At 66.3% G+C, this 25,867-nt stretch carries 17 protein-coding genes, 2 tRNA genes and 2 rRNA genes; 10 read left to right on the forward strand and 11 right to left on the reverse strand.

From position 1 onward, the window contains the following. Positions 1-77: 77 nt before the first annotated feature. The 6 genes from ACXAFN_RS10130 to lldD form a co-directional block, all read right to left on the reverse strand. Positions 78-2,964: ribosomal RNA gene (locus tag ACXAFN_RS10130) — 23S ribosomal RNA — on the reverse strand. Positions 2,965-3,171: 207 nt separating this feature from the next. Beyond that, positions 3,172-3,247, reverse strand: a tRNA-Ala gene (locus ACXAFN_RS10135). A gap of 195 nt (positions 3,248-3,442) precedes the next feature. Further along, a tRNA-Ile gene (locus ACXAFN_RS10140) sits at positions 3,443-3,519 on the reverse strand. A 95-nt stretch (positions 3,520-3,614) separates the two neighbouring features. Then, positions 3,615-5,152 (reverse strand): 16S ribosomal RNA (locus tag ACXAFN_RS10145). The 16S and 23S rRNA genes sit together here with 2 tRNA genes alongside, the layout of an rRNA operon. A gap of 559 nt (positions 5,153-5,711) precedes the next feature. Next, positions 5,712-7,442: a hypothetical protein gene (locus ACXAFN_RS10150; protein WP_474988393.1), complete on the reverse strand. Its 1,731-nt coding sequence runs from the start codon at positions 7,440-7,442 to the stop codon at positions 5,712-5,714. 93 nt (positions 7,443-7,535) lie between these two features. After that, entirely contained in the window at positions 7,536-8,708 is a 1,173-nt protein-coding gene (gene lldD, locus ACXAFN_RS10155) for an FMN-dependent L-lactate dehydrogenase LldD (protein WP_474988394.1), read from the reverse strand. 323 nt (positions 8,709-9,031) lie between these two features. Here lldD and ACXAFN_RS10160 point away from each other — a divergent pair, with 323 nt between their 5' ends. The 3 genes from ACXAFN_RS10160 to ACXAFN_RS10170 are packed head-to-tail and all read left to right on the forward strand — an operon-like array spanning position 9,032 to position 13,099. After that, positions 9,032-9,811, forward strand: coding sequence for an FCD domain-containing protein (locus ACXAFN_RS10160; RefSeq protein ID WP_474988395.1), 780 nt, complete (start codon positions 9,032-9,034; stop codon positions 9,809-9,811). Next, complete coding sequence (locus tag ACXAFN_RS10165; protein ID WP_474988396.1) at positions 9,811-11,724, forward strand: sensor histidine kinase; 1,914 nt, start codon at positions 9,811-9,813, stop codon at positions 11,722-11,724. Before ACXAFN_RS10160 ends, ACXAFN_RS10165 begins: the two co-directional genes overlap by 1 nt. Next, a complete protein-coding gene (locus tag ACXAFN_RS10170; RefSeq protein WP_474988398.1) occupies positions 11,717-13,099 on the forward strand; it encodes a sigma-54-dependent transcriptional regulator in 1,383 nt (460 codons plus the stop codon). The genes ACXAFN_RS10165 and ACXAFN_RS10170 overlap by 8 nt, the downstream gene beginning before the upstream one ends. Here the strand turns inward: ACXAFN_RS10170 and ACXAFN_RS10175 are convergent. From ACXAFN_RS10175 to ACXAFN_RS10185, 3 genes are all read right to left on the reverse strand, one after another. Beyond that, positions 13,075-13,746 (reverse strand): metal-dependent hydrolase, encoded by a 672-nt coding sequence (locus tag ACXAFN_RS10175; protein ID WP_474988400.1) that lies wholly within the window; start codon positions 13,744-13,746, stop codon positions 13,075-13,077. The two genes, ACXAFN_RS10170 and ACXAFN_RS10175, sit on opposite strands and share 25 nt — an antisense overlap. A gap of 390 nt (positions 13,747-14,136) precedes the next feature. After that, on the reverse strand, positions 14,137-14,682 hold the full coding sequence (locus tag ACXAFN_RS10180; protein ID WP_474988401.1) for a gamma carbonic anhydrase family protein: 546 nt from the start codon (positions 14,680-14,682) through the stop codon (positions 14,137-14,139). 16 nt (positions 14,683-14,698) lie between these two features. Continuing rightward, entirely contained in the window at positions 14,699-16,039 is a 1,341-nt protein-coding gene (locus ACXAFN_RS10185; protein ID WP_474988403.1) for a sodium-dependent transporter, read from the reverse strand. A gap of 109 nt (positions 16,040-16,148) precedes the next feature. On the opposite strand from ACXAFN_RS10185, the gene prlC reads away from it, so the two are divergent. From prlC to ACXAFN_RS10205, 4 genes are all read left to right on the forward strand, one after another. Then, positions 16,149-18,197 carry an oligopeptidase A gene (gene prlC, locus ACXAFN_RS10190; RefSeq protein ID WP_474988404.1) on the forward strand — a complete coding sequence of 683 codons (2,049 nt, stop codon included), beginning with the start codon at positions 16,149-16,151 and terminating at the stop codon, positions 18,195-18,197. A 55-nt stretch (positions 18,198-18,252) separates the two neighbouring features. Further along, positions 18,253-18,495, forward strand: coding sequence for a YheV family putative zinc ribbon protein (locus ACXAFN_RS10195; protein ID WP_474988406.1), 243 nt, complete (start codon positions 18,253-18,255; stop codon positions 18,493-18,495). 240 nt (positions 18,496-18,735) lie between these two features. Beyond that, complete coding sequence (locus tag ACXAFN_RS10200) at positions 18,736-19,713, forward strand: TAXI family TRAP transporter solute-binding subunit (RefSeq protein ID WP_474988408.1); 978 nt, start codon at positions 18,736-18,738, stop codon at positions 19,711-19,713. 85 nt (positions 19,714-19,798) lie between these two features. Beyond that, positions 19,799-21,979, forward strand: coding sequence for a TRAP transporter permease (locus ACXAFN_RS10205; protein ID WP_474988410.1), 2,181 nt, complete (start codon positions 19,799-19,801; stop codon positions 21,977-21,979). A 69-nt stretch (positions 21,980-22,048) separates the two neighbouring features. On the opposite strand, the gene metF is transcribed toward ACXAFN_RS10205, so the two are convergent. After that, positions 22,049-22,891: a methylenetetrahydrofolate reductase [NAD(P)H] gene (metF, locus tag ACXAFN_RS10210; protein WP_474988412.1), complete on the reverse strand. Its 843-nt coding sequence runs from the start codon at positions 22,889-22,891 to the stop codon at positions 22,049-22,051. A gap of 238 nt (positions 22,892-23,129) precedes the next feature. Between metF and ACXAFN_RS10215 the strand changes: the two genes are divergently transcribed. Next, positions 23,130-24,062 (forward strand): AEC family transporter, encoded by a 933-nt coding sequence (locus ACXAFN_RS10215; protein WP_474988414.1) that lies wholly within the window; start codon positions 23,130-23,132, stop codon positions 24,060-24,062. Here ACXAFN_RS10215 and ACXAFN_RS10220 read toward each other — a convergent pair. After that, on the reverse strand, positions 24,059-24,718 hold the full coding sequence (locus ACXAFN_RS10220) for a glutathione S-transferase family protein (RefSeq protein WP_474988416.1): 660 nt from the start codon (positions 24,716-24,718) through the stop codon (positions 24,059-24,061). The genes ACXAFN_RS10215 and ACXAFN_RS10220 overlap by 4 nt on opposite strands. 148 nt (positions 24,719-24,866) lie before the next feature. Here ACXAFN_RS10220 and ACXAFN_RS10225 point away from each other — a divergent pair, with 148 nt between their 5' ends. Together ACXAFN_RS10225 and ACXAFN_RS10230 are read left to right on the forward strand one after the other, a co-directional pair. Continuing rightward, positions 24,867-25,409: a TetR/AcrR family transcriptional regulator gene (locus tag ACXAFN_RS10225; protein WP_474988417.1), complete on the forward strand. Its 543-nt coding sequence runs from the start codon at positions 24,867-24,869 to the stop codon at positions 25,407-25,409. 87 nt (positions 25,410-25,496) lie between these two features. Then, a complete protein-coding gene (locus ACXAFN_RS10230) occupies positions 25,497-25,865 on the forward strand; it encodes a DUF6152 family protein (protein WP_474988418.1) in 369 nt (122 codons plus the stop codon). Positions 25,866-25,867: the final 2 nt, after the last annotated feature.

Genomic DNA, 25,867 nt, shown 5'->3' on the forward strand with positions numbered 1-25,867 from the left:
ATGCAAATCATGCTGACGAGATGCGTCTCGCGTATCCGGCGTCGTCTGTTGTCATCGACAGACCACTTGGGTGTTATATGGTCAAGCCTCACGGACAATTAGTATCGGTTAGCTCAACGCCTTGCAGCGCTTCCACATCCGACCTATCAACCAGCTGGTCTTGCTGGGTCCTTCAGGAGGCTCGAGGCCTCGGGGAGATCTCATCTTGAAGGGGGCTTCCCGCTTAGATGCTTTCAGCGGTTATCCCGTCCGTACATAGCTACCCGGCAATGCCACTGGCGTGACAACCGGAACACCAGAGGTACGTCCACTCCGGTCCTCTCGTACTAGGAGCAGCGCTTCTCAAATCTCCAACGCCCACGGCAGATAGGGACCGAACTGTCTCACGACGTTCTAAACCCAGCTCGCGTACCACTTTAAATGGCGAACAGCCATACCCTTGGGACCGACTTCAGCCCCAGGATGTGATGAGCCGACATCGAGGTGCCAAACACCGCCGTCGATGTGAACTCTTGGGCGGTATCAGCCTGTTATCCCCGGAGTACCTTTTATCCGTTGAGCGATGGCCCTTCCATACAGAACCACCGGATCACTAGAACCTACTTTCGTACCTGCTCGACGTGTCTGTCTCGCAGTTAAGCACCCTTATGCTCTTGCACTCATTGCACGATTTCCAACCGTGCTGAGGGTACCTTCGTGCTCCTCCGTTACGCTTTGGGAGGAGACCGCCCCAGTCAAACTACCCACCACACACGGTCCTCGATCCGGATCACGGACCTGAGTTAGAACGCCAATGATGCCAGGCTGGTATTTCAAGGTTGGCTCCACTCGATCTGGCGACCGGGTTTCCAAGCCTCCCAGCTATCCTACACAAGCAACATCAGCGTCCAGTGTGAAGCTGTAGTAAAGGTTCACGGGGTCTTTCCGTCTAGCCGCGGGTACACAGCATCTTCACTGCGATTTCAATTTCACTGAGTCTCGGGTGGAGACAGCGTGGCCATCATTACGCCATTCGTGCAGGTCGGAACTTACCCGACAAGGAATTTCGCTACCTTAGGACCGTTATAGTTACGGCCGCCGTTTACCGGGGCTTCGATCAGGAGCTTCGCCGAAGCTAACACCATCAATTAACCTTCCGGCACCGGGCAGGCGTCATACCCTATACGTCCGCTTACGCGTTTGCAGAGTACTGTGTTTTTAATAAACAGTTGCAGCCACCTGGTATCTTCGACCGCGTCGGGCTCTGGGAGCGAGTCCCTTCACCCTAATGCGGCGTGCCTTCTCCCGAAGTTACGGCACCATTTTGCCTAGTTCCTTCACCCGAGTTCTCTCAAGCGCCTTGGTATTCTCTACCTGACCACCTGTGTCGGTTTGGGGTACGGTCCCACTGTATCTGAAGCTTAGAGGCTTTTCCTGGAAGCGTGGCATCGATGACTTCCAGACCGTAGTCTGTTCGTCTCGTCTCTCGGCCTTGGGGTACCGGATTTGCCTGATTCCCCAGCCTACTGACTTTCACCAGGACAACCAACGCCTGGCTCACCTAGCCTTCTTCGTCCCCCCATCGCAATACAGTGAGGTACGGGAATATTGACCCGTTTCCCATCGACTACGCCTTTCGGCCTCGCCTTAGGGGCCGACTCACTCTGCTCCGATTAGCGTCGAACAGAAACCCTTGGTCTTCCGGCGGGGGAGTTTTTCACTCCCCTTATCGTTACTCATGTCAGCATTCGCACTCGTGATACCTCCAGCCCACTTCTCAATGGACCTTCGTCGGCGTACACGACGCTCCTCTACCGCGCATCATTCGATGCACCCGTAGCTTCGGTACCTGGTTTGAGCCCCGTTACATCTTCCGCGCAGGCCGACTCGACTAGTGAGCTATTACGCTTTCTTTAAAGGATGGCTGCTTCTAAGCCAACCTCCTAGCTGTCTAAGCCTTCCCACATCGTTTCCCACTTAACCAGGATTTCGGGACCTTAGCTGACGGTCTGGGTTGTTTCCCTTTTCACAACGGACGTTAGCACCCGCTGTGTGTCTCCCACGCTGCACTCACCGGTATTCGGAGTTTGCCTCGGGTTGGTAAGTCGGGATGACCCCCTAGCCGAAACAGTGCTCTACCCCCGGCGGTGATACGTGAGGCGCTACCTAAATAGCTTTCGAGGAGAACCAGCTATCTCCGGGCTTGATTAGCCTTTCACTCCGATCCACAAGTCATCCAAATCTTTTTCAACAGATCCTGGTTCGGTCCTCCAGTTGATGTTACTCAACCTTCAACCTGCTCATGGATAGATCGCCCGGTTTCGGGTCTATATCCAGCGACTGGTCGCCCAGTTAAGACTCGGTTTCCCTACGCCTCCCCTATACGGTTAAGCTCGCCACTGAATATAAGTCGCTGACCCATTATACAAAAGGTACGCGGTCACACTACGAGAGTGCTCCCACTGCTTGTACGCATACGGTTTCAGGATCTATTTCACTCCCCTCTCCGGGGTTCTTTTCGCCTTTCCCTCACGGTACTGGTTCACTATCGGTCAGCCAGGAGTATTTAGCCTTGGAGGATGGTCCCCCCGTCTTCAGTCAAGGTTTCACGTGCCCCGACCTACTCGATTTCACGGGATCAGGCTTTCGACTACGGGGCTATCACCCTGTATCGCTGAGTTTCCCAACTCATTCGCCTAACCTGTCACCCGCTTAAGGGCTGGTCCCCGTTCGCTCGCCGCTACTGGGGGAATCTCGGTTGATTTCTGTTCCTCGGGGTACTTAGATGTTTCAGTTCCCCCGGTTCGCCTCCTGCACCTATGGATTCAGTGCAGGATACTCAGGTTACCCTGAGTGGGTTTCCCCATTCGGAAATGCCCGGGTCGCAGGTTGTTTGCCACCTCGCCGAGCCTTATCGCAGGCTTCCACGTCCTTCATCGCCTCTGGCTGCCAAGGCATCCACCGTATGCGCTTCATCGCTTGACCATATAACCCCAAGGGGTCTGATCCGCGATGACAACAACGACAATTGCCGGATACGCTTGAGACGTATCTCATGCCCTTTCCCGGGTAGGAAAGGGACTTTGTCAGCATGATTCACATTGTTAAAGAGCAACTGTTCAGAGAACAGTGAGAAACGCTAGCGATAACGCTTGCCACTGGTCACGAAACGGTCATCGACTGTCGGGAGAATGGTGGAGCCTAGCGGGATCGAACCGCTGACCTCCTGCGTGCAAGGCAGGCGCTCTCCCAGCTGAGCTAAGGCCCCTCTGACGCCCTGTAGAAACAGGAAATTTGAGCAAGACGAGGCGCTTTCGCCGACGTGTAGCCTGCTACACGCGCTGGAAAGCAACGACGTATTACACAAATTTTGGTGGGTCTGGGCAGACTTGAAAAAACCCGGCGACCTCACCCTTCTCTTTTTGACACCCTGGGGTGCGCTCCAACCAACTGAGCGAGAGAATGGTGGGTCTGGGCAGACTTGAACTGCCGACCTCACCCTTATCAGGGGTGCGCTCTAACCAACTGAGCTACAGACCCATTGGTCACGCTGGGTCTATACCCAAACAGTCTTTGCTCTGGCCGATCAGGTAATTCATTGTGGACACTTGCCGAGGGTCGGTGACGTCGTCGATTAAGGAGGTGATCCAGCCGCAGGTTCCCCTACGGCTACCTTGTTACGACTTCACCCCAGTCATGAACCACACCGTGGTGATCGCCCTCCGAAGTTAGGCTAACCACTTCTGGTGCAGTCCACTCCCATGGTGTGACGGGCGGTGTGTACAAGGCCCGGGAACGTATTCACCGTGACATTCTGATTCACGATTACTAGCGATTCCGACTTCACGGAGTCGAGTTGCAGACTCCGATCCGGACTGAGACCGGCTTTATGAGATTAGCTCCACCTCGCGGTATTGCCACCCTCTGTACCGGCCATTGTAGCACGTGTGTAGCCCTACTCGTAAGGGCCATGATGACCTGACGTCGTCCCCACCTTCCTCCGGTTTGTCACCGGCAGTCTCCCTAGAGTTCCCGACCGAATCGCTGGCAAATAGGGACAAGGGTTGCGCTCGTTACGGGACTTAACCCAACATTTCACAACACGAGCTGACGACGGCCATGCAGCACCTGTCTGAGCGTTCCCGAAGGCACCAATCCATCTCTGGAAAGTTCGCTCGATGTCAAGAGTAGGTAAGGTTCTTCGCGTTGCATCGAATTAAACCACATGCTCCACCGCTTGTGCGGGCCCCCGTCAATTCATTTGAGTTTTAACCTTGCGGCCGTACTCCCCAGGCGGTCGACTTATCGCGTTAACTGCGCCACAAAGGTCTCGAGGACCCCAACGGCTAGTCGACATCGTTTACGGCGTGGACTACCAGGGTATCTAATCCTGTTTGCTACCCACGCTTTCGCACCTCAGCGTCAGTGTCAGTCCAGAAGGCCGCCTTCGCCACTGGTATTCCTCCCGATCTCTACGCATTTCACCGCTACACCGGGAATTCTACCTTCCTCTCCTGCACTCTAGCCTGACAGTTCCGGATGCCGTTCCCAGGTTGAGCCCGGGGCTTTCACAACCGGCTTATCAAGCCGCCTACGCGCGCTTTACGCCCAGTAATTCCGATTAACGCTCGCACCCTCCGTATTACCGCGGCTGCTGGCACGGAGTTAGCCGGTGCTTCTTCTGTGAGTGATGTCTCTCTTGCAGGGTATTAACCCACAAGCGTTCTTCCTCACTGAAAGTGCTTTACAACCCGAGGGCCTTCTTCACACACGCGGCATGGCTGGATCAGGCTTTCGCCCATTGTCCAATATTCCCCACTGCTGCCTCCCGTAGGAGTTCGGGCCGTGTCTCAGTCCCGATGTGGCTGATCATCCTCTCAGACCAGCTACGGATCGCGGCCTTGGTGAGCCATTACCTCACCAACTAGCTAATCCGACATAGGCTCATCCGATAGCGCAAGGTCCGAAGATCCCCTGCTTTCTCCCGTAGGACGTATGCGGTATTAGCCTGGGTTTCCCCAGGTTATCCCCCACTACCGGGCAGATTCCTATGCATTACTCACCCGTCCGCCGCTCGACGCCTGGAAGCAAGCTTCCATCGTTTCCGCTCGACTTGCATGTGTTAGGCCTGCCGCCAGCGTTCAATCTGAGCCATGATCAAACTCTTCAGTTTAAAAGCTTGATAGTGCATTGAGTGCACCAAACTTGGCTCAAGGTTCAAACGTCTCGTTTGACGAGTCGCTTGCCTTGATATTCAGTGACTGGTCACCGAACCTCTCGACAAGCGCCCACATGAATTACCTGATCGATTGTTAAAGAGCAGCTCCGGGCTCTCGTGGAGAGCGGAGCATCTCGCATTGCCGTGCCGCTTGGCCCGGCGCCCTGCGAGGAAGGCGTATTCTACGTGATCGGCGCCTCAAGTCAACCCTGCGTTTCGCTGTGTTCGAAGCGAACCGGGCGACCGAAACAGTGGCTCCAACCCTGCGAACCGACCTCCGATCGAGTGGGGCGCATTCTACCGAATCCGCTGCGCTTGTCAACCAGGCCATTTCGAAACACTTCGAAAAACCTTCGGCAAAACAAGCACTTTTGCCACTCATCACCGCCTGCAACGTTGCCCGTCGCCGGCAGCGGATGCGTACTTTACGGATTCTCCCGGCACCACGCAAGGACTTTTTTACCGATTCGGATCGAGGGGATAATGGGCGCCGCCGAAGCGGCGCCCGCGAGCCTCATTCGCCGATGGCGAGACGCACCATGCCACCCCCGCTGCCGAAGGCACTCACCTCGACATCGTAGGTGCCGGGTTGCAGCTGTCGCGAGATGCGCGAGCCGAGCCCCAGGCCGGTTGCATCGTCATTCTGGGCCTCCACGCCATTGCCCGTCAGCCGCATGACGGTGTCCACGGCGCTCGACGTGCTTTCCAGCACCACTTGACGCGGCGACTCCACCACCAACTGATAGGTCAGTCGCCCACCGGCGCTCAACTGACCGTAGACGGTCTCGCCCGGCGCCACCTCGCCGTCATCGCTCATGCGCCCGACGAAGGCGGACTCGTCGACTCGCAGGCGATAGACGCCGCTACCGCTGTAGCTTTGCACCTCGAGGGTATAGTCGCCGGGCTCCAGCACGGTATTGATCAGGGCATTGCGATCGCCACCGCTATCGTCATCGCTCACGTCGACCCCCTCCCCCAGCAGTTGGAGCATCGGATCGAAGTCCCGGGAGTCGAGCGCCAGGCTCACCTCGGCGGTCTCCTCGATGGCCAGGCGATAACGATTGCCTCCGATTCCGGACAGCTGGCCGCGAACATCCTCGCCGCCGGCGATCGCCCCGTCGTTGCGGAACTCGCCATCGAACTCCCCGCGCCGGACCTCGAGGCGATACTCGCCCTGGCCATCGCCGTAGCTGTCTACCTCGACGCGATACTCCCCGGGCATGAGCACCGTTTCGACCCGCGAGTCGGTGCCGCCACCGCCGTCGTCGTCGAGAATCTCGGTGCCGTCCCCGGCCACGCGCAGCAGGGCGTCGAAGGCCGATGAACGCAGCGCCAGGCTCACCTCGGAGGGGGCATCCAGACGCAGGGTGTAGGCATTCGGCGCACCAGCCGAGAGACTGCCGGTGATCCGGTCGCCGTCGCGCAGCGGCCCGCCATCACGACGCCCATCGGCGAGATCCCGCTGCTCGGCGACCAGCTGGTAGGCCCCGCCGGTGCTCAGCAGGTGGCTGTCGCAGTCGGTCGCGGCGACATTCGGCTTGGCCGCTTCACCCAGCTCCACGCGATAGTCGCCGGGCTCCAGGTAGGCATCGAGACGCAACTCACCGGGCGCGCAGGACTCGGCGCGCTGACTCACACCCTCCCCGGCGAGGTGCATATCGAGCCCCTCGTCGCCGGACAGCGCCAGGCGGAGATGAGCGGAAGCGTCCAGGCTCAGCGAGTATTCGGCCGCCCCATCCTGCAGCCGACCGATCAGCGCTCGCCCGGTTTCCAGCGCCTGCGACTCGCCGGCCGCTTCGGCGGCGAGCGTATAGGGGCCGAAGGCGGCCCCGTCGCGGCCGTTGACCACCACCAGGGTGCAGCGCTGCGCCTCAGGCGCACTCAGCAGGACCGCCGGCCGACCGTCGGGCCCACTGTCGGCCGCGCCTAGCCAGCGCCCCTCATCGTCGAAAGCGGCCAGCGAAGCGGCGAAGGGGGCCTCCAGCGTATAGCGGTAGCGCGGCGCCTCATCGCCGGCGCACAGCCAGTGCGCCGCGTAGCGGGTGCCGTCGTTGAGGTTGAACGGGCTGTTCGAGGTCAGCTCGCCCTCGACGCTGTCGCCGACACTCACCTCCGGCGCCGAGACGAAGCGCGCCTCCTCGTCGCCGCACCCGGCCAACAGGGCCAACCCGGCTAGGCCGACCAGCAGATGTCGAGGACGAAGGCCCGCCAGCCCCGCCGGTTTCCAGATTCCTTGGGTATTCACGTGATGTCTCCCTACTGAGGACGATGCCCCGCCTCGGCGGGACAGCCGCACTATAGCGGAAAACGCATCGCCTCGAGGGGACATCGCGGCGCCTCACGACACGCACGCCTCCTCGGCGGCCTCCACGAGCTTCTCCGACACCAACGAAGCCCGTCCCAGGTCGGCGATGGTACGCGCCCCGGTGAGGGTCATCGCCACCCGCATCTCCTTGTCGAACAGCTCGAGCAGGTGCGCCACGCCCGCCTCCCCGGCGGTAGCGAGTGCATAGATGAAGGCACGGCCCAGCAGCACGGTATCGGCCCCCTGGGCCACCATCCGCACCACATCGAGCCCGCTGCGCACGCCGGAATCGGCCAGGATGGCCAGCTCGCCCTTGACCGCGTCGGCGATGCCCGGCAAGGCCCGCGCGGTGGACGGCACGCCATCGAGCTGACGCCCGCCGTGATTGGAGACGACGATGCCATCCGCCCCGAAGCGCACGGCATCGCGGGCATCCTCGGGATCGAGGATGCCCTTGATGATCATCGGGCCGTCCCAGCACTCGCGGATCCACTCCAGGTCCTTCCAGGAAATGCCGGGATCGAAGTTATCACCGAGCCAGGCGATATAGTCCTCGAGCGCCGTCGGCTGGCCGCGGTAGTCCGAGACGTTACCCAGGTCATGGGGGCGGCCGTGAAGGCCCACGTCCCAGGCCCAGCGCGGATGGGTCGCGGCCTGCCACATGCGTCGTATGCCGCCATGCTTGCCGCTCATGCCCGAGTGGGCATCGCGATAGCGCGCCCCGGGCACCGGCATGTCGACCGTGAAGACCAGCGTCCTTACGCCGGCGGCCTTGGCGCGTTCCAGGACATGTCGCATGAACCCCCTGTCCTTCAGCACATAGAGCTGAAACCACAGCGGCCGCTCCACGGCCGCGGCCACCTCGTCGATGGGGCACACCGACACGGTGGACAGCGTGAAGGGGATGCCCTTGCCGGCGGCGGCCCTGGCCGCCTGCACCTCGCCTCGCCGGGCGTACATGCCTGCCAGCCCCACCGGCGCCAGGGCGACCGGCATGGCCAGGGACTCGCCGAACAGCTCGGTCTCCAGCGACAGCGAGGACATGTCCTTCAACACCCGCTGGCGCAGGGCGATGTCGGCCAGATCCTCGACGTTACGCCGCAGCGTATGCTCGGCATAGGCACCACCGTCCGCGTAGTGGAACAGGAAGGGCGGAACTCGGCGCTTGGCGGCCTGACGGTAGTCCGAGGCGGCGGAAATGATCATGGCGGGCCCTGTGCATTGAGATGAACGATGAATGGCCGGCGCACGACAGGCGGGGGACATCTCGTCGGGCCTGGCGGGATGGCAACCGGACAATTGGTAAAACCAATTTGCAGACACTTGCCATCGCACCCTATGGCCCGGCTTTCAGGCTGTCAAATACTGGCGACCGTCGGCGCCTATACCTTGGTATAAGGCGCCAGCAAGACACTCGCAACCAATTGAAAACTCGAGACAACTCACGCGCACGCCAAACACGCCGCATTGGTAATACCAATTATTTGGCGATACCATGCGCCTCAGATCCCGCGCTCAGGAACCTCCCCATGTCCTACCACGCCGTTCGCCAGCCCCGCCTCGCCGACGTCATCACCGAACGCCTGGAGGCACTGATCCTCGAGGGTAGCCTGAAACCCGGCCAGCGGCTGCCGCCGGAGCGCGAACTGGCCGAACGCTTCGGCGTCTCGCGCCCCTCGCTGCGCGAGGCGATCCAGAAGCTCGCCGCCCGGGGCCTGCTGGCCAGCCGTCAGGGCGGCGGCACCTTCATCACCGAAGACCTGCACAGCGGCTACAGCGATCCCCTGCTGGAGATGCTCTCGCGCCACGGCGAGTTTCACCTCGACCTGCTCGAGTTTCGCGACGCCATGGAGGGGCTGTCCGCCTACTATGCCGCCCTGCGTGCCACGCCCACCGACAAGGCGGTGCTGCTGCAGCGCTTCGAGGAGCTCGAGGCCCGCTTCGCCGCCCGCGACCCGGCCGAGGAAGCGAAGGCCGACGCCGCCTTCCACCTGGCCATCGCCGAGGCCTCCCACAACGTGATGCTGCTGCATACCATCCGCGGCATCTTCCACTTGCTGGAGAAAAGCATCGTCGACAACCTCGAGCACCTGTTCGGCAAGCCCGACGCCCGCGAGCGGCTGATGGCCCAGCACCGCGCGCTGCTCGATGCCATCCTCCAGGGCGAGCCCGAGCAGGCCCGGGCCCGCGCCCACGATCACCTGGTCTATGTCGAGGAGGGGCTGCTGGAGGCGGCTCGAGCCGAGACCCGCGCCCAGCGCTCGCTGCGCCGCGCCCAGGCCATGCCCAGCGCGCCCCCGGACCACTGATGTCGAGCCCCGCCCCCCCTCGCCGTCGTCGCCTGCGCGGCCTGCTCCTGATCGCCGGCCTGACCGGCCTGGCGCTGTGCATGTGGCAGACCGCCCAGGTGGCCCGCGAGCAGGCGCTCCAGGCGCTGCATGACGACGCCGAGAACGAGCTGCGCCTGTCGGCGGCCGGCCTCACCGGCCACCTGTCCCGTCACGACTACCTGCCCGAGCTGCTGGCCTCGCGGGAGGCGGTCAAGCGGTTCCTGGCGACCCCGACGCTGCAGGACCCCATGCCGCTCAACCGCCTGCTCGACCGCTTCCGCGCCACCGCCGATGTCTCGGATATCTACCTGCTGGACCGTCATGCCGACACCCTGGCGGCCAGCAACTGGCATCGCCCCAACACCTTCATCGGCCAGAACTATCGCTTTCGCCGCTACTATCAGGAGGCCATGCAGGGCCACGACGGCCGCTTCTTCGGCCTCGGCGTGCAGTCCCGGGAGCGCGGCTACTACTTCTCGGCGCCGGTCTGGCTCGACGACACCGCGCCGAACGCGCGCCCCGACGGGGTCATGGTGCTCAAGGTACTGCTGCACGCCGTCGAGGAGAGCTGGGCCGAGCAGGACGCCGAGCTGCTGGTCACCGACGGCGACCACATCGTGTTCATGGCCAGCCGCCCGGAGCTGCGCCTGACGGCCCTCGAGCCGCTCACCGCCGAGCAGCGGGCCGCCCTGCGCGCTTCGCGACGCTACGCCGACGAGCCGCTGCCGCCCACCGGCCTGCGCGAACTCGAGCGGCGCGGAGAACGCACCCGGCTGGTGGGCTTCGACGACGGCCCCCTCGCCGGCCAGCGCTACCTGAGCCTGACCCGCGCCATGCCCGCCTTCGGCTGGGACATGCACATCCTCAAGCCGCTCACCCCGGTGGTCGACGCCCAGTGGCTGGCCGCCGCCCTGGCCGGCGGCCTCTACGGCCTGGTGGCGCTGGGCGGCGGCATCGGCTGGCAGCGTCGGCGACTGCGCCGCGAGCGCGAGCGCTTCGCCGAGCGCGAACGCCGCACCCTGGCCCGGGCCCGGGACGAACTGGAAGGCCACGTGGAGGCGCGCACCCGGGATCTCACGGCCACCAATCGCCGACTGTCCGCCGAGATCGAGGAGCGCCGGCTCGCCGAGCAGCGCCTGCGCGAGACCCGCGACGAACTGGTCCAGGCCGCCAAGCTGGCCGTGCTCGGGCAGCTGGCGGCCGGCATCAATCACGAGCTCAACCAGCCCCTGGCGGCGATCCGCGCCTACGCCGAGAACGCCCGCGCCTTCATCGCCCGCCATCGCGCCGAGGCCGCCGATGCCAACCTGGAGCAGATCGTCGAGCTCACCGACCGCATGGCCGAGATCAGCGCCCAGCTGCGCCAGTTCTCCCGCAAGAGCGGCGACAGCCTGACCGCCGTCTCGGTCGCCGCCTGCTTCGACTATGCCCTGCGGCTGTTCCATGCCCGACTCGCCGATGGCCAGGTGGAGGTGATCCGCCACTGGCCCGAGGCCGAAGCCTGGGTGCGCGCCGACCCGGTGCGCCTCGAGCAGGTGCTGGTCAACCTGATCGGCAACGCCCTGCAGGCCATGGCCGACACGCCGGCGCCGCGGCTGACCCTGAGCATCGTCGCCGAGGACGACCGAGTGCGCCTGGACGTGTCCGACAACGGCCCGGGCATCGCCCCGGAGCGGCTGCCGCACATCTTCGAGCCCTTCTACACCACCAAGGCCGTGGGCAGCGGCCTGGGCCTGGGCCTGTCGATCTCGGCGCGCATCATCGACGACCTGGGCGGCCGCCTGGCGGCCGACAACGAGGCCGACGGCGGCGCCCGCTTCACCATCACCCTGCCCCGCGACGCGGGCAGCGACACTCCGGCATCCCGCGAGGAGCGGCACACCCATGCATGATTCCCCGGCCATCCCGGTGATGATCGTCGACGACGAGGCGCACCTGCGCATCACCGCCGGCCAGACCCTGGAACTGGCGGGCTACGAGCCCCGCGCCTTCGAACGCGCCGAGGACGCCCTGGCGGCCCTCGAACCGGACTTCCCCGGCGTGGTGATCAGCGACATCCGCATGCCCGGCATGGACGGCATGACGCTACTGCGAGAGGTCCGCGACCGCGACCCGGACCTGCCGGTGGTGCTGATCACCGGCCACGGCGACATCTCCACCGCCGTGGCCGCCATGCGCGACGGCGCCTGGGATTTCCTGGAGAAGCCCTTCCCCGGGGAGCGCCTCGTCGAGGTGGTGCGCCGCGGCATCGACAAGCGCCGCCTGAGCCTCGAGAACCGTGTGCTCAAGGCCGAACTGGAGGCCCAGCAGTCGGCGCCGGGGCCCCGCCTGGTGGGCCGCACCCCGGCCCTCCAGCGCCTGGCCTCGATGGTCCAGCGCATCAGCCAGGTCGAGGCCGACGTGCTGCTGTTCGGCGAGACCGGCGCCGGCAAGGACCTGGTCGCCCGGGCCATCCACGAGCGCAGCCCCCGCGGCGGCCGACCCTTCGTGGCCATCAACTGCGGCGCGGTGCCCGAGAGCACCATCGAGTCGGAGCTGTTCGGCCACGAGAAGGGCGCCTTCACCGGCGCCGTGGAGCGACGCATCGGCAAGTTCGAGCATGCCCAGGGCGGCACGGTGTTCCTCGACGAGATCGAGTCGATGCCGCTGTCGCTGCAGGTCAAGCTGCTGCGGGTGCTCCAGGAGCGCAGCATCGAGCGGCTCGGCTCCAACCAGGCGGTGTCACTCGACATCCGAGTGATCGCCGCCACCAAGGTCGACCTCAAGGCCGCCGCCGAGGCCGGCGACTTCCGTGAGGACCTCTACTACCGGCTCAACGTGGTGACCCTGCCGATCCCGCCACTGCGCGAGCGTCGCGAGGACATCCCGCTGCTGTTCCAGCACTTCGCGGTGGTCGCCGCCAATCGCAGCGGCCTGGAGGCCCCGCCGCTGGACGCCGCCGGCACCTCGGCCCTGCTGGCCCACGACTGGCCGGGCAACGTGCGCGAGCTGCGCAACCTCGCCGAGCGCTATGTGCTGCTGGGCGTGACCTGCGACTACCGGCTGGAGGCGCTGATGGAAGGCGTCGATAACGAGAGCGGCGAACTGCCTCTGCCCCGCCAGGTGGAGCTGTTCGAGAAGAGCCTGATCAGCCAGGCCCTGGCCCGTCACCAGGGGCGCGTCGGCGAGGTCTGCGAGGCGCTGGAGGTGCCGCGCAAGACGCTCTACGACAAGCTGAAGAAGCACGGCCTCAAGGCCGAGGACTACCGCCAGAACGCCGAGCCCTGAGCCACCAGCTCGGCGAGCGGCCGCCAGGGAGGCAGCCAGGGCACGAGGCTCGCGGTCACCGCCAACATGGCCAGGGAGTTGCCTGGCTCGCGCCAGTCGAAGGGCTTGAGCGCGGTGCCGAAGGAGCGCTTGAGACGGGCCCCGGTGAGGTCGACGCTGTACAGCTCGTCGAGCATCAGGTGGATCACGAAGCCGAGCGCCAGCGACGCGCCGTAGATCCAGGCCAGGCGGTCGGGGAGCGCGAACAGCCGATGGGCGAGCGCCGTGGCGGTCAGGCCGCAGAGGGCCGCGGCCAGCAGCGAGTGCCAGATGCCGCGATGCACGGTGAAGCGACAGAACAGCGCCCCGCCCAGGTAGCGCACCGTCAGATAGATGCCGCCGCAGGCCACCATCAGCGGCCCCGGCTCGAGCCGGCCCTGCAGCCACAGCGCCCCGGCCACCACGGCGGGGATCGCCAGCAGGTTGAAGATCAGGCGGATCGCCCTGGAGCGGTCGGCATCGATGTCGGGGAGGATGCCGCCGAAGGTCACCAGCGCCAGGATCGGCAGGCCCTCGGCCAGTCCCCACAGCCCGGCCTGCCAGCCGCCCTGGGCGACCACCGCGCCCAGGGTCGCGGCCACGCCGAGGTGGGTTCGAAAGTCGGCCATGCCCGCGGCGCCTCACTGACTGGATAAAACATCAGTTTAGCGCTCGGCATGGCCAAAGAAAACAAGCGGTTGGCGGGTTACGCCTTTATTGCACATCCGGCTTGCCCGGAGATGCCTGGTCGGGACGAGGTATCGAATCGGCTCAACAGTTCCTGAACGCCGCGGACGGGCCTGCGAGCGGGGCCGGCCTTCCGGACACGCATGAATACGTCCCTGTAGCTCCCGGCGCCCTGCGGCGCTATCACGTCCCGCTACGCTTGCAGGCCCTGGGCTGGCCATCCATGGCCAGCCCGTTCGGAGGGGTCCTCCTCACCCCCGGCGCAGGAGGTCCTCTTCGGCCCGCCCTCGGCTCACTTCGGTATTCGCACACGCTTAAAGCGACACAGAGCGTCAGTCCTGCGCCAGATACTCATCCTTCAGCTTGACGTAATTGCCGGCGGTATAGGGGAAGAAGGCGCGCTCCTTGTCCTTGATCGGGCGCAGCGCCTTGGCCGGGTTGCCGGCGTAGACGTGGCCGCCCTCCAGGCGCTTGCCCGGCGGCACCACGGCGCCGGCGGCGATGATCACCTCGTCCTCGACCACCACGCCGTCCATCACGATGGCCCCCATGCCCACCAGGATGCGGTTGCCCAGGGTGCAGCCGTGCAGGATCGCCTTGTGGCCGATGGTCACGTCGTCGCCGACGGTCAGCGGGAAGCCGTCGGGATTGAAGTCGCTGGCGTGGGTGATGTGCAGCACGCTGCCGTCCTGGACGCTGACCCGGTTGCCGATGCGGATGCGGTGCATGTCGCCGCGGATCACCGTCATCGGCCAGACCGAACAGTCATCGCCCAGCACCACGTCGCCCAGCACCATGCAGGCCGGGTCGATGTAGACGCGTTCGCCCAGCTGCGGGCTCGTGCCCTTCCAGGGCCTCAGGGTCTTGGCTTCGCTCATCGCACAGCTCCCGTCGTCAGATCAGTCCAGATACCAATACTACCAGCGTCAGCGGAATCGACACCCAGCGCACCAGGCCCCGCCACACGCGGAACCCGGTCGAGCCGGCGTCCAGGGCCCGCCGCGATACCGCCTCGGGCAGCACCCAGGCGGCGAACACGGCGATCATCGTCCCGCCCACGGGCAGGAAGATCTCCGGCGGAACGGTGGTCACCAGCGCGAAGACGTTCATGCCGAACAGCACCTCGAGATCGGCGAGCGTCGAGAAGGACAGCACCGACAAGAGCCCCACCAGCCACACCGTCGCGCCCACCGCGGCGGCGGCCTGGCCGCGGCCCAGCCCCCAGCCCTGAAGGGTGGCGACCATCGGCTCGGCGAGGTTGATCGACGAGGTCCAGGTGGCCAGCAGCAGCAACAGGAAGAACAGCGACAGCCAGAAGGCGCCCAGCGGCAGGTCGGCGAAGGCCACCGGCAGGGTCACGAACATCAGCCCGGGCCCCTCGGCGGGATCCATGCCCTGGGCGAACACCACCGAGAAGATGGCGATACCGGCCAGCAGCGCCACGGTGATATCGAGCACCGCGACCCCCGCCGCCGCCCGCGGCAGGCTCTGGTGATCCGGCATGTAGGCGCCGTAGGCCATCAGCGCACAGGCGCCCACCGCCAGGGTGAAGAAGGCGTGGCCCATGGCGGCGATCAACACCGTGGGCGTAACCGCCGACAGGTCCGGGGTGAACAGCCAGGCCAGGGCCGGGCCGAAGCCATCGGTGGTGGCGGCGTGGCCGGCCAGCGCCAGCAGCAGCAGGTAGAGCAGCGGCATCAGCAGGTTGTTGAGCCGCTCCAGGCCCTTGGTCACCCCGGCGGCCACCACCATCATGGTCATCGCCAGGAACAGGGTGTGATTGAAGGTCATCCGCCAGGGGTCGGCGAGGAAGGCATCGAAGCCGGCGCCGATGCGCGCGGCGTCCTGGCCGACGAAGTCGCCGTTGACCGCCGAGATCAAGAACTCGATGGACCAGCCCGAGACCACCGAATAGAACGACAGGATGCAGAACACCGTGAAGGCGCCGAACAGCCCCAGCCACCGCCAGTGGCGGCTGTGCCCGGCCTCGGCGGCCAGATGGCCCAGCGACTGCATGGGGCTGCGCCGCCCGGCGCGACCGATCAGGATCTCGGCCATCATCACCGGCAGCCCCAGCAGCGCCACGAAGGCCATGTACAGCAACAGGAAGGCGGCCCCGCCGTTCTCGCCGGTGATGTAGGGAAAGCGCCAGATATTGCCCAGCCCCACCGCGGCCCCGGTCACCGCCAGGATGAAGGCGCGGCGGCTGCTCCAGCGCTCCAGGGTCTCGTTCATCGCCTCGTCTCCGGCCCAGGGTTCAAAGGGCGCCAAGCCTAGCACATTGAAACCGGCCCCGGTCGCCCGCATCTAAGCGGTGATTCCCCTTTTCGACCCCGAGGTGTGCATGTCCACGAACCCGCTGCTCGACGCCCACGCGCTACCGCCCTTCGCCGAGATCCAGCCCGAGCACGTGGTGCCGGCCATCGAGACCCTGCTGGCCGAGAACCGCGAGGCCATCGAGGCACTGGTGGCCAGGGCCGAGCGCGAGTCGCCCGGCTGGGAGACCCTGGCCGCGCCGCTGGAGGCCCTGAACGATCGCCTGTCGCGGGCCTGGTCGCCGGTCTCGCACCTCAACGGCACCATGAACAACGAGGCGCTGCGCCAGGCCTACGAGACCAGCCTCGGCCTGCTCTCCGACTACAGCACCTGGCTCGGCCAGCACGAGGGGCTGTTCCGCGCCTGGCAGGCGCTCAAGGACGGCCCGGCCTGGGCCGGGCTCGACGAGGGCCAGCGTCGCACCGTGGACAACGCCCTGCGTGACTTCCGGCTGGCCGGCGTCGACCTGCCCGCCGAGCAGAAGCGCCGCTACGGGGAGATCCAGGCGCGGCTGTCGAGCCTCGCCAACACCTTCTCCAACCAGCTGCTCGACGCCACCCAGGCCTGGCACCTGGACCTGGATGACGACGCACGGCTGGCCGGGCTGCCCGAGAGCGCCCTGGCCACGCTGGCGGCCAACGCCGAGGCCAAGGGCCGCGCGGGCTACCGCATCACCCTGGACTTCCCCAGCTTCCTGCCGGTGATGACCCACGCCGACGACCGCGAGCTGCGCCGCGAGGTCTACACCGCCTTCGTCACCCGCGCCTCCGATCAGGGCCCCAACGCCGGAGAATTCGACAATGCCCCGGTGATGGAGGAGACCCTGGCGCTGCGCCGCGAGCTCGCCGGGCTGCTGGGCTTCGCCACCTACGCCGACTACTCGCTGGCCACCAAGATGGCCGAGTCCCCGGCACAGGTGATCGGCTTTCTCGACGACCTGGCCAGCCGCGCCGTGCCCCAGGCCCGCGAGGAGTTCGCCGAGCTCGCCGACTTCGCTCGCGACGAGCTGGGCCTCGCCGCCCTCGAGCCCTGGGACGTGGGCTATGCCAGCGAGAAGCTGCGCGAGGCGCGCTTCGACATCTCCCAGGAACAGCTGCGCCCCTACTTCCCCGCGCCGCGGGTGGTCGACGGCCTGTTCCAGGTGGTAGGACGACTGTATGGCGTGACCTTCCAGGAGGACGAGGACGCGCCCCGCTATCATCCCGACGTACGCTACTTCCGCATTCTCGAGGCGGGCGAGCCGATCGCCGGCTTCTACCTGGACCTTTATGCCCGCGAGGGCAAGCGCGGCGGCGCCTGGATGGACGAATGCCGGGTACGCCGCCTGGAAGGCGACGCGCTGCAGCTGCCGGTGGCCTACCTGACCTGCAACTTCACCCGCCCGGTGGGCGACCGGCCCGCGCTGCTGACCCACGACGAGGTCACTACCCTGTTCCACGAGTTCGGCCACGGTCTGCACCACATGCTGACCCGCCAGACCGTCGCCGACATCTCCGGCATCAACGGCGTGGCCTGGGACGCGGTGGAACTGCCCAGCCAGTTCATGGAGAACTACTGCTGGGAGCGCGAGGGCCTGGACCTGATCGCCGGCCACGTCGACAATGGCGAGCCGCTGCCCGAGGAGCTGTTCGCCAAGCTGCTGGCGGCCAAGAACTTCCAGTCGGCGATGGGGATGGTGCGCCAGCTCGAGTTCTCGCTGTTCGACTTCCGCCTGCACCGCGAGGCCGCCGCCCCCGCCGCCGCCGACATCCAGGCGCTGCTCGACGAGGTGCGCGATGGCGTCTCGGTGGTGCCGCGGGCCGCCTTCAACCGCTTCCAGAACGGCTTCGGCCACATCTTCGCCGGCGGCTACGCGGCCGGCTACTACAGTTACAAGTGGGCCGAGGTGCTCTCCGCCGACGCCTGGAGCGCCTTCGAGGAGGCCGGCATCTTCGACCCCGAGACCGGGCGGCGCTTCCGCACCGAGATCCTCGAGCGCGGCGGCTCCCGCGACGCCGCCGAACTGTTCCGCGCCTTCCGCGGCCGCGAGCCCAGCGTCGAGCCACTGCTGCGCCACAGCGGCATCCGCGCCGCCTGACACCGCCCACCCCGGGCCGCCGGCATGCCGGCGGCCTGCCCGTTCAGGAGCCCCTATGGCCGTCCAGAAACGCTTTATCGCCGGCGCCATCTGCCCCCGCTGCGCCGAGATGGACCGTATCCGCAGCTGGGAACAGCACGGTATTCGCTACCGGGAGTGCGTCAGCTGCGACTTCTTCGAGCAGTTGCCCATCGAGAACGAAGCGATGCCCGAGCTCGAGACCCGCGTCAACCGCGAGCGCGAGTCGCAGCAGACCGACGACCTGCAGACCGTGAAGATCCTCGACCCCAAGGGCTGAGCGCCGGCCGCCAGGCCGCTGTGCGGAAATCCGCACGCCTCTATCGCCGCGGCGTGCGGATTTCCGCCACTTCTCTCGCCGCCGGCTTTCGACCTTGGTCGAATTATCAATCATCAACCCTCTGATATTTCTTGCCTTTCTCCGTTGTGGAATATCACTTGCTATCCTCAGGGTGTCGCAAGATGGCCCGCGCGACCGACGCCGGGCCGACCAACACCAACAATGCAACGGAGACACGCCATGTCTACCACTACCCGGATCCTCACCGGCACCCTGGCCGGCGCCATGCTGGTCGCCGGCAGCGCCCAGGCCGATCGCAGCGACTGGCCGGAGAGCTTCACCGTGGGCACCGCCAGCCAGGGCGGCACCTACTTCGTCTACGGTTCCGGCTGGGCCAACCTGATCGCCGACGAGCTGGGCCTGTCCGGCGGCGGCGAGGTCACCGGCGGCCCCAACCAGAACCTGGCCCTGGTGCATGGCGGCGACGTCGCCTTCGGCCTGACCACCATGGGCCCGGCCGCCGACGCCGTGGCAGGCAAGAGCGCCCTGGCGCCGGGCGTGAAGATGGACAACGTCTGCGCGCTGTTCCCGATGTACGAGACGCCGTTCTCCATCACCACCCTGGCCGACAGCGGCATCGAATCGATCTCCGACATCCCCGACGGCGCCAGCATCGGCTTCGGCCCGGCGGCCTCCACCTCCGACACCTACTTCCCGGCCATGCTCGAGACCCTGGGCGTCGAGTTCGAGCGTCGCAACGGCGGCTGGAACGACCTGGGCGGCCAGCTGCAGGATGGCCTGATCGACGTCATCGCCTTCGCCGCCGGCATCCCGATTCCCGCCGTCAGCCAGCTCGAGGTGCAGACCGACGTCAACATCATCGAGTTCACCGAAGAAGAGCAGGCGAAGGTGATGGAGGAGTATCCGGTCTCCGCCTTCCAGATCCCGGCCAGCACCTACCAGACCCTCGAGGAAGACGCTCGGGCCGTGTCCATGTGGAACTTCACCATCGCCGGCTGCGACCTGCCCGAAGACCTGGTCTACGAGGTCACCAAGCTGAGCATGGAGAACAACGACCGGATGCGCGATATCCATCGCAGCGCCGAGTTCAGCGTGCCGGAAAACCTCGAGTACAACACCGTGCTGCCCTTCCACCCGGGTGCGGTGCGCTGGTTCGAGGAGAACGGCTACGAGATTCCCGACAACCTGAAGCTGTAAGCCGTCTCCCTCCCGCCGTCCCGCACCGGCCCCGCCGAGGCGGGGCGGCCCGCTGCTCCTCCGTCCCACACCCAAGGGTGTTTTCATGTCGCATACTCCCGAATCCCGTGACGAGGTCGAAGACGTCCAGGCCGTCAACGCCGAAGGCGTCGACGAGGTCGCCGCCGAGCCCAACCGGCGCCTCTACCACGGCGGTCACTGGCTGCTGTTCGGCATCCTGGCCATCGCCTATTCGCTCTTCCACCTGATCTCGCTCAACGTCTACCCGCTCGAGACCTGGTCGTTCCGCATCCTGCACATCTGCGGGGCGCTGATCCTCGGCTACGGCCTCTATGCCGGCACGCGCTTCGCCGACAGCGACCACCAGCGCTCTCCGGCCTGGCTGGCCGGGCTCGGCTACGCCCTGCTGGTGCCGGCGCTCTACGCCCTGGTCCGGGTGGCGATGATGTACCAGGCGATGAACGACGGGGCCATGCGCATCGCCCCCGAGATCGAGGCCTGGCACTTCGGCTATCCGCTGATCCTGGCCACCTGCGCCGGCATCGTGCTGTCCTGGAGCTATCGCCAGGTGCGCGACCGCCTGTCGCCGCCCGACCTGGTGCTGATGGTCTGCGCCCTGGCCGTGGCCGGCTACCTGCTGGTGATGTTCAACAGCCCGTTGCGCGCCTCCACCGGTACTTCCTTCGCGCCCATGGGCATCTCCTACGCGGCGATCGCCGGGTCGCTGCTGATCCTCGAGCTGACCCGCCGCGTGGCCGGCCTGGCGCTGGTGATCATCTCGGCGATCTTCCTGGGTTACGTCTTCGCCGGCCCTTACCTGCCGGGCTTCCTCGGCTACCCGGGGCTCTCGGTGGGCCGTTTCTTCAGCCAGGTCTACACCGACGCCGGCATCCTCGGGCCGACCACCGCGGTCTCGTCCACCTACATCATCCTGTTCATCATCTTCGCCGCCTTCCTGCAGGCCTCGAAGGTCGGCGACTATTTCGTCAACTTCGCCTTCGCCGCCGCCGGCCGGGCCCGCGGGGGGCCCGCCAAGGTGTCGATCTTCGCCTCCGGACTGATGGGCATGATCAACGGCACCAGCGCCGGCAACGTGGTGTCCACCGGCTCGCTGACCATCCCGCTGATGAAGAAGGTCGGCTATCCGGCCCGCAGCGCCGGGGCCATCGAGGCCGCCGCCTCCACCGGCGGCCAGATCATGCCGCCGATCATGGGCGCTGGGGCCTTCATCATGGCCGAGGTCACCGGCATCCCCTACACCGAGATCGCCGTGGCGGCGCTGATTCCCGCCATCCTCTACTTCCTGTCGATCTACTGCATGGTCGACTTCGAGGCGGCCCGCAAGGGCATGCGCGGCATGCGCAAGGAGGAGATCCCGCAGTTCCGCCGCCTGGTCAAGCAGGTCTACCTGTTCGCGCCGATCATCATCCTGATCGCCGCGCTGTTCATGGGCTACTCGGTGATCCGCGCCGGTACCCTGGCCACCGCCTCGGCGGCCGTGGTGAGCTGGATCTCGCCCAACAAGATGGGTATCCAGGCGATCCTGCGCGCCCTGCACCTGGCCGGCAGCATGGCGATCCAGATCATCGCCGTGTGCGCCTGCGCCGGCCTGATCGTCGGCGTCATCGCCCTGACCGGCGTGGGCGCGCGCTTCTCCTCGCTGCTGCTCGGCCTGGCCGGGGTCAGCCAGCTGCTGGCGCTGTTCTTCGCCATGTGTATCTCGATCCTGCTGGGCATGGGCATGCCGACCACGGCCGCCTATGCGGTGGCCGCCTCGGTGGTGGCCCCGGGCCTGATCGAGATCGGCATCCAGCCGCTGGTGGCGCACTTCTTCGTGTTCTACTTCGCGGTGGTCTCGGCGATCACCCCGCCGGTGGCCCTGGCCTCCTATGCGGCGGCGGGCATCTCCGGCGACCGGGCGATGGGCACCTCGGTGGCGTCGTTCAAGATCGGCCTGGCGGCGTTCATCGTGCCGTTCATGTTCTTCTACAGCCCGGCGATGCTGATGGAGGGCTCCTGGCTGCAGATCCTGCGGGTCGGCGTGACCGCGACCCTGGGCATCGTGCTGCTGTCGGCCACCGTCCAGGCCTGGTTCTTCGGCCCGGTGAAGGCCTGGCAGCGCCTGGCGATGCTGGTCGGTGCGCTGTGCATGATCTATGGCGGCATCGTCACCGACGTGGCGGGGCTGGCCATCGGCGCCGCGCTGCTGCTGATGCAGCGCGGCCGCCACGGCGGCGGCACACCACGCCCGGCGACGTCTAACTGACGCCAACCGTGTCTGCCAACGCAAAGGGCCCGCCATTTCGGCGGGCCCTTTTCATGCCAAGCTGAAGAATCAGCCGCAGACGTTGTCCAGCACCTTCAGCGTCGGCGCGGACTGGTTCAAGGTGTAGAAGTGTAGCCCCGGCGCGCCCCCGTCGAGCAGCTGCTGACACAGCCGCGAGATCACCTCTTCGCCGAAGGCGGCGATGGCCTCGCTGTCGTCGCCGTAGGCCTCCAGCTGCTTGCGGATCCAGCGCGGGATCTCGGCACCGCAGGCATCGGAGAAGCGCGCCAGCTTGGTGTAGTTGGTGATCGGCATGATGCCGGGCACGATCGGCGCCTCGACGCCCAGGGCGCGGGCCCGTTCGACGAAGTGGAAGTAGGCCTCGGCGGTGAAGAAGTACTGGGTGATGGCGAGATCCGCGCCGGCCTGCATCTTGCGGGCGAAGTTTTCCACATCGCGATCGAAGCTGGGGGCCTGTGGATGAGACTCCGGATAGGCGGCCACGGCGATCTCGAAATGGTCACCGGTCTCCTCGCGGATGAACTCGACCAGTTCGTTGGCGTAGCGCAGCTCGCCGACCCCGCCCATGCCGGACGGCAGGTCGCCGCGCAGGGCCACCAGGCTGTCGATGCCCTCCTCGCGATACTGGGCGAGCAGGTCACGCAGCGCCGCCTTCTCGCTGCCGATGCAGGACAGGTGCGGCGCCGTCGTGAAACCGGACTCGCGCACCGCCCGCACGGTGTTCAGGGTGCGGTGCTGAGTGGAGCCCCCGGCGCCATAGGTCACCGAGAAGAACCGCGGCCGACGGGCAGCCAGGGCATCGCGGGCATGCATCAGCTTCTCGCGCCCGGCGTCGGTGTTGGGCGGAAAGAATTCGAAGCTGATCCCCAGCGGATGCTCTTGTGCGCTCATCGATCGGGTCCTCCTGGTGGAGCGGTGACGGGTGATGCCGCGGGCGGCAGGTGCATGGCGCCATTGTGATGAGTCGACGCCGTGGCGGCCAATGAAAGTTTCGCCATTGTGCATCGATTTCTTTCATATAAAAAGCAGACAGCTAATAACCATAAGAAATATAGGGCTTCCAGGGTCGCCTGACAGCCTCGCCCCGGCCAGGCATCATGAACGGCTCGCTCGACAAGGAAGGCGACGCATGACCCTCGACCCCACTACCCTCATGGGCCCGCTCTGGACGCTGCTGGCCTTCGTCGGCCTGGGCTGGCTGGCGGCCCGGCGCCTGGCCGTGGATCCCCGCCCCATCGCCACCCTGCTGATCTACCTGATCGCTCCGCTGACCTTCTTCCGCGGCCTGATCCTCGGCGGCCCGACGCCGGGCTACCTGCTGGTCACCGCGGCGCTGTTCGCCACCGCCAGCCTGGTGGCGCTGACCGTCAGCCGGCTGGCGCGCCGCGCCCTGCCCGGCGAGGAAGGAGCGGTGCTGGCCTTCTCCGCGGGTACCGGCAACACCGGCTACTTCGGCCTGCCGGTGGCGCTGGTGCTGCTGCCGCCGGAGGGCGTGACCCTCTACCTGTTCGGCGTGCTGGGCGTGACCCTCTACGAGTTCACCCTCGGCTTCTACCTCAGCGCGCGCGGGCGCTTCTCGATGCGCGACAGCCTGGCCAAGATCCTGCGCCTGCCGCTGATCTACGCCTTCCTGGCCGCGCTGCTGGTCGAGGGGAGCGGGGTCGAGATGCCGGCGGCGCTCATGGAGGGCCTGGAGGTCTTCCCGCCGACCTATACCCTGCTCGGCATGATGATCATCGGCATGACCCTGGGGCGGGTGACGGTGCGGCAGTTCGACTGGCGCTTCATCGGCGCCTGCGTGGCGGTGCGCTACGCGCTCTGGCCGCTGCTCGCCCTGGGGGCAGTGGTCGTGCTCCAGGCCACGGTCGGCCTCGCGCCGGCGCTGGCCATGGCACTGCTGCTGGTGGGGGTGGTGCCCATGGCCGCCAACGTGGTGGTGGTGGCCATGGAGCTGGGCATCGCCCCGGAGAAGGGGGCCCTGGCGGTGCTGCTCACCACCCTGGCCGCGCCGCTGCTGATCCCCTGGTATCTGGGATGGATGCTGCCGCTGGTGGGCGGCTAGCCACGCCCCGCGTCCAGCGCCACCAGCACCCGCGCCGCGGCGGGCCGGGCCCGCAGTCGATCGACGTAGGCCACCAGGCGCGGGGTCTCGGCGAGGAAGGCCCGGGCGGCAGGCAATCCGGCCAGGTAGTCGAGCATCGGCGCGGCGATGGCATCGGCGATGGAGAAGTCGTCGCCGACCAGGTAGTCGCCCTCGGTCAGCTGCCCCTCCAGCACGCCCAGCGCCCGGGCCACCCCGGGCTGGGCCGCGGCCACCGCCTCCTCGCGCACGGCCCCGTCCTCGCCCTTGGGAAACACGAACTCCAGCAGGTAGCGTCGCACCAGGGCCTGGTCCACGTAGCCGGCCAGGACGGTCGTCCACTGGTCGACCCGTGCCCGCTGCCAAGGGTCCGCGGGCTGCAGGGCGGGGCCGTCGAAGGCCGCGTCCAGGTAACGACAGATGCTCGGCGTCTCGATCAGGCGGCGCTCGCCGTGCAGCAGGATCGGCACCTTGCCGAAGGGGTGCAGGGCATAGTGTTCGGGCGAATGCAGGGTCAGGGGGCGGCCGTCGGCCTCGGCACCCAGGGTATAGGCGATGCCCTTCTCCTCGCAGCACAGCTGGACGCTGCGCACGAAGCTGCTGAACTGGGGGCCGACGATATGCACGGAAGCGGTCATTCGGGGTCACTCCTGGCGTGGGGGGATGATCGCAGGCTAGCCCGCGACACCATATGTTCAAGAACATATAGTGTTTCGATGCCACCCTGGGCGCTGCCGGCCGCGAGCCCGACCGAGCCCGGAGGCCATCTTCAACGGAGGAATGCCCATGCCCTGGAGCGCCGAGCACAAGCCCCGCACGCGTCGCCAGATCCTCGATGCCGCCGCGACCCTGTTCACGCGCCACGGCTTCGCGGGCACCAGCATCGACGAGGTGATGCGCCACGCCGAGCTGACCCGCGGCGCCTTCTATGCCCACTTCTCCTCCAAGGGCGAGCTCTATGCCGAGGCGCTGGGCCACGCCGCCCTCACCAGCCTGGCGCGCCTCGGGGACATCGCGCCGCGGGAGCGGGTGACCGCCTATCTGAGCGATGGCCATCGTCGCGGCGACGACGTGAACTGCCCATTGGCCTGCCTGGTCAGCGACGTGGCCCAGCAGGACGAGCGGGTGCGCGAGGCCTATACCCGCCTGTTCGCCGGCTTCGTGAGTCATTGCTGGCCTCCCGGGGAGGACCGACGGCGGGCCCTGCAGCGCGCGGTCAGCATGATCGGCGGCATGGCCATCGCCCGCACCCTCAACGACGATGCCCTGGCCGAGGAGGTGCTGGCGGCCTGCCAACGCCTGGCCCTGGACGACGACCACACCGACTGAGCCCGGCGCGGCGCCGGGTGGGCGGCCGCGTCGGGAGCGGACTATGGTTACCCGTACCCCCGCCATCCATCACTCGGAGGCCGCCCCATGATGCGACGCACCTGTATCGGCCTGCTGCTGGCCCTGCTGGCCGTCCTCGCGCTCCCCGTCCAGGCCCATCATGGCTGGGCCTGGGCCGAAGACGAGTCGATCGAGCTGACCGGCACCATCACCGCGGCGCGACTGGGCAATCCCCACGGGCAGTTGAGCCTGGACGTGGACGGCACCGCCTGGACGGTGGAAGTCGGCCAGCCCTGGCGGAATCGGCGCGCCGGTCTCGAGGACGGCGACCTGATCGAGGGCGTGGAGATCCGGGTCCTCGGCGCGCCCTCCCGCGACCCCGACGAGACGCGGCTCAAGGCCGTGCAGCTGTGGATCGACGGCGAGGCCTACCCGCTCTACCCGGACCGCCTGTGAGT

It is taken from the genome of Halomonas sp. ABH4_019 (assembly GCF_056159885.1).

Bases quoted from the DNA above. Each gene is read 5' to 3' on its own strand.
- lldD (WP_474988394.1), bottom strand. From the start codon at position 8,708: ATGATCATTTCCGCCGCCTCGGACTACCGTCAGGCCGCCAAGCGCCGA.
- ACXAFN_RS10160 (WP_474988395.1), top strand. From the start codon at position 9,032: ATGTCCTACCACGCCGTTCGCCAGCCCCGCCTCGCCGACGTCATCACC.
- ACXAFN_RS10165 (WP_474988396.1), top strand. From the start codon at position 9,811: ATGTCGAGCCCCGCCCCCCCTCGCCGTCGTCGCCTGCGCGGCCTGCTC.
- ACXAFN_RS10170 (WP_474988398.1), top strand. From the start codon at position 11,717: ATGCATGATTCCCCGGCCATCCCGGTGATGATCGTCGACGACGAGGCG.
- ACXAFN_RS10175 (WP_474988400.1), bottom strand. From the start codon at position 13,746: ATGGCCGACTTTCGAACCCACCTCGGCGTGGCCGCGACCCTGGGCGCG.
- ACXAFN_RS10180 (WP_474988401.1), bottom strand. From the start codon at position 14,682: ATGAGCGAAGCCAAGACCCTGAGGCCCTGGAAGGGCACGAGCCCGCAG.
- ACXAFN_RS10185 (WP_474988403.1), bottom strand. From the start codon at position 16,039: ATGAACGAGACCCTGGAGCGCTGGAGCAGCCGCCGCGCCTTCATCCTG.
- prlC (WP_474988404.1), top strand. From the start codon at position 16,149: ATGTCCACGAACCCGCTGCTCGACGCCCACGCGCTACCGCCCTTCGCC.
- ACXAFN_RS10195 (WP_474988406.1), top strand. From the start codon at position 18,253: ATGGCCGTCCAGAAACGCTTTATCGCCGGCGCCATCTGCCCCCGCTGC.
- ACXAFN_RS10200 (WP_474988408.1), top strand. From the start codon at position 18,736: ATGTCTACCACTACCCGGATCCTCACCGGCACCCTGGCCGGCGCCATG.
- ACXAFN_RS10205 (WP_474988410.1), top strand. From the start codon at position 19,799: ATGTCGCATACTCCCGAATCCCGTGACGAGGTCGAAGACGTCCAGGCC.
- metF (WP_474988412.1), bottom strand. From the start codon at position 22,891: ATGAGCGCACAAGAGCATCCGCTGGGGATCAGCTTCGAATTCTTTCCG.
- ACXAFN_RS10215 (WP_474988414.1), top strand. From the start codon at position 23,130: ATGACCCTCGACCCCACTACCCTCATGGGCCCGCTCTGGACGCTGCTG.
- ACXAFN_RS10220 (WP_474988416.1), bottom strand. From the start codon at position 24,718: ATGACCGCTTCCGTGCATATCGTCGGCCCCCAGTTCAGCAGCTTCGTG.
- ACXAFN_RS10225 (WP_474988417.1), top strand. From the start codon at position 24,867: ATGCCCTGGAGCGCCGAGCACAAGCCCCGCACGCGTCGCCAGATCCTC.
- ACXAFN_RS10230 (WP_474988418.1), top strand. From the start codon at position 25,497: ATGATGCGACGCACCTGTATCGGCCTGCTGCTGGCCCTGCTGGCCGTC.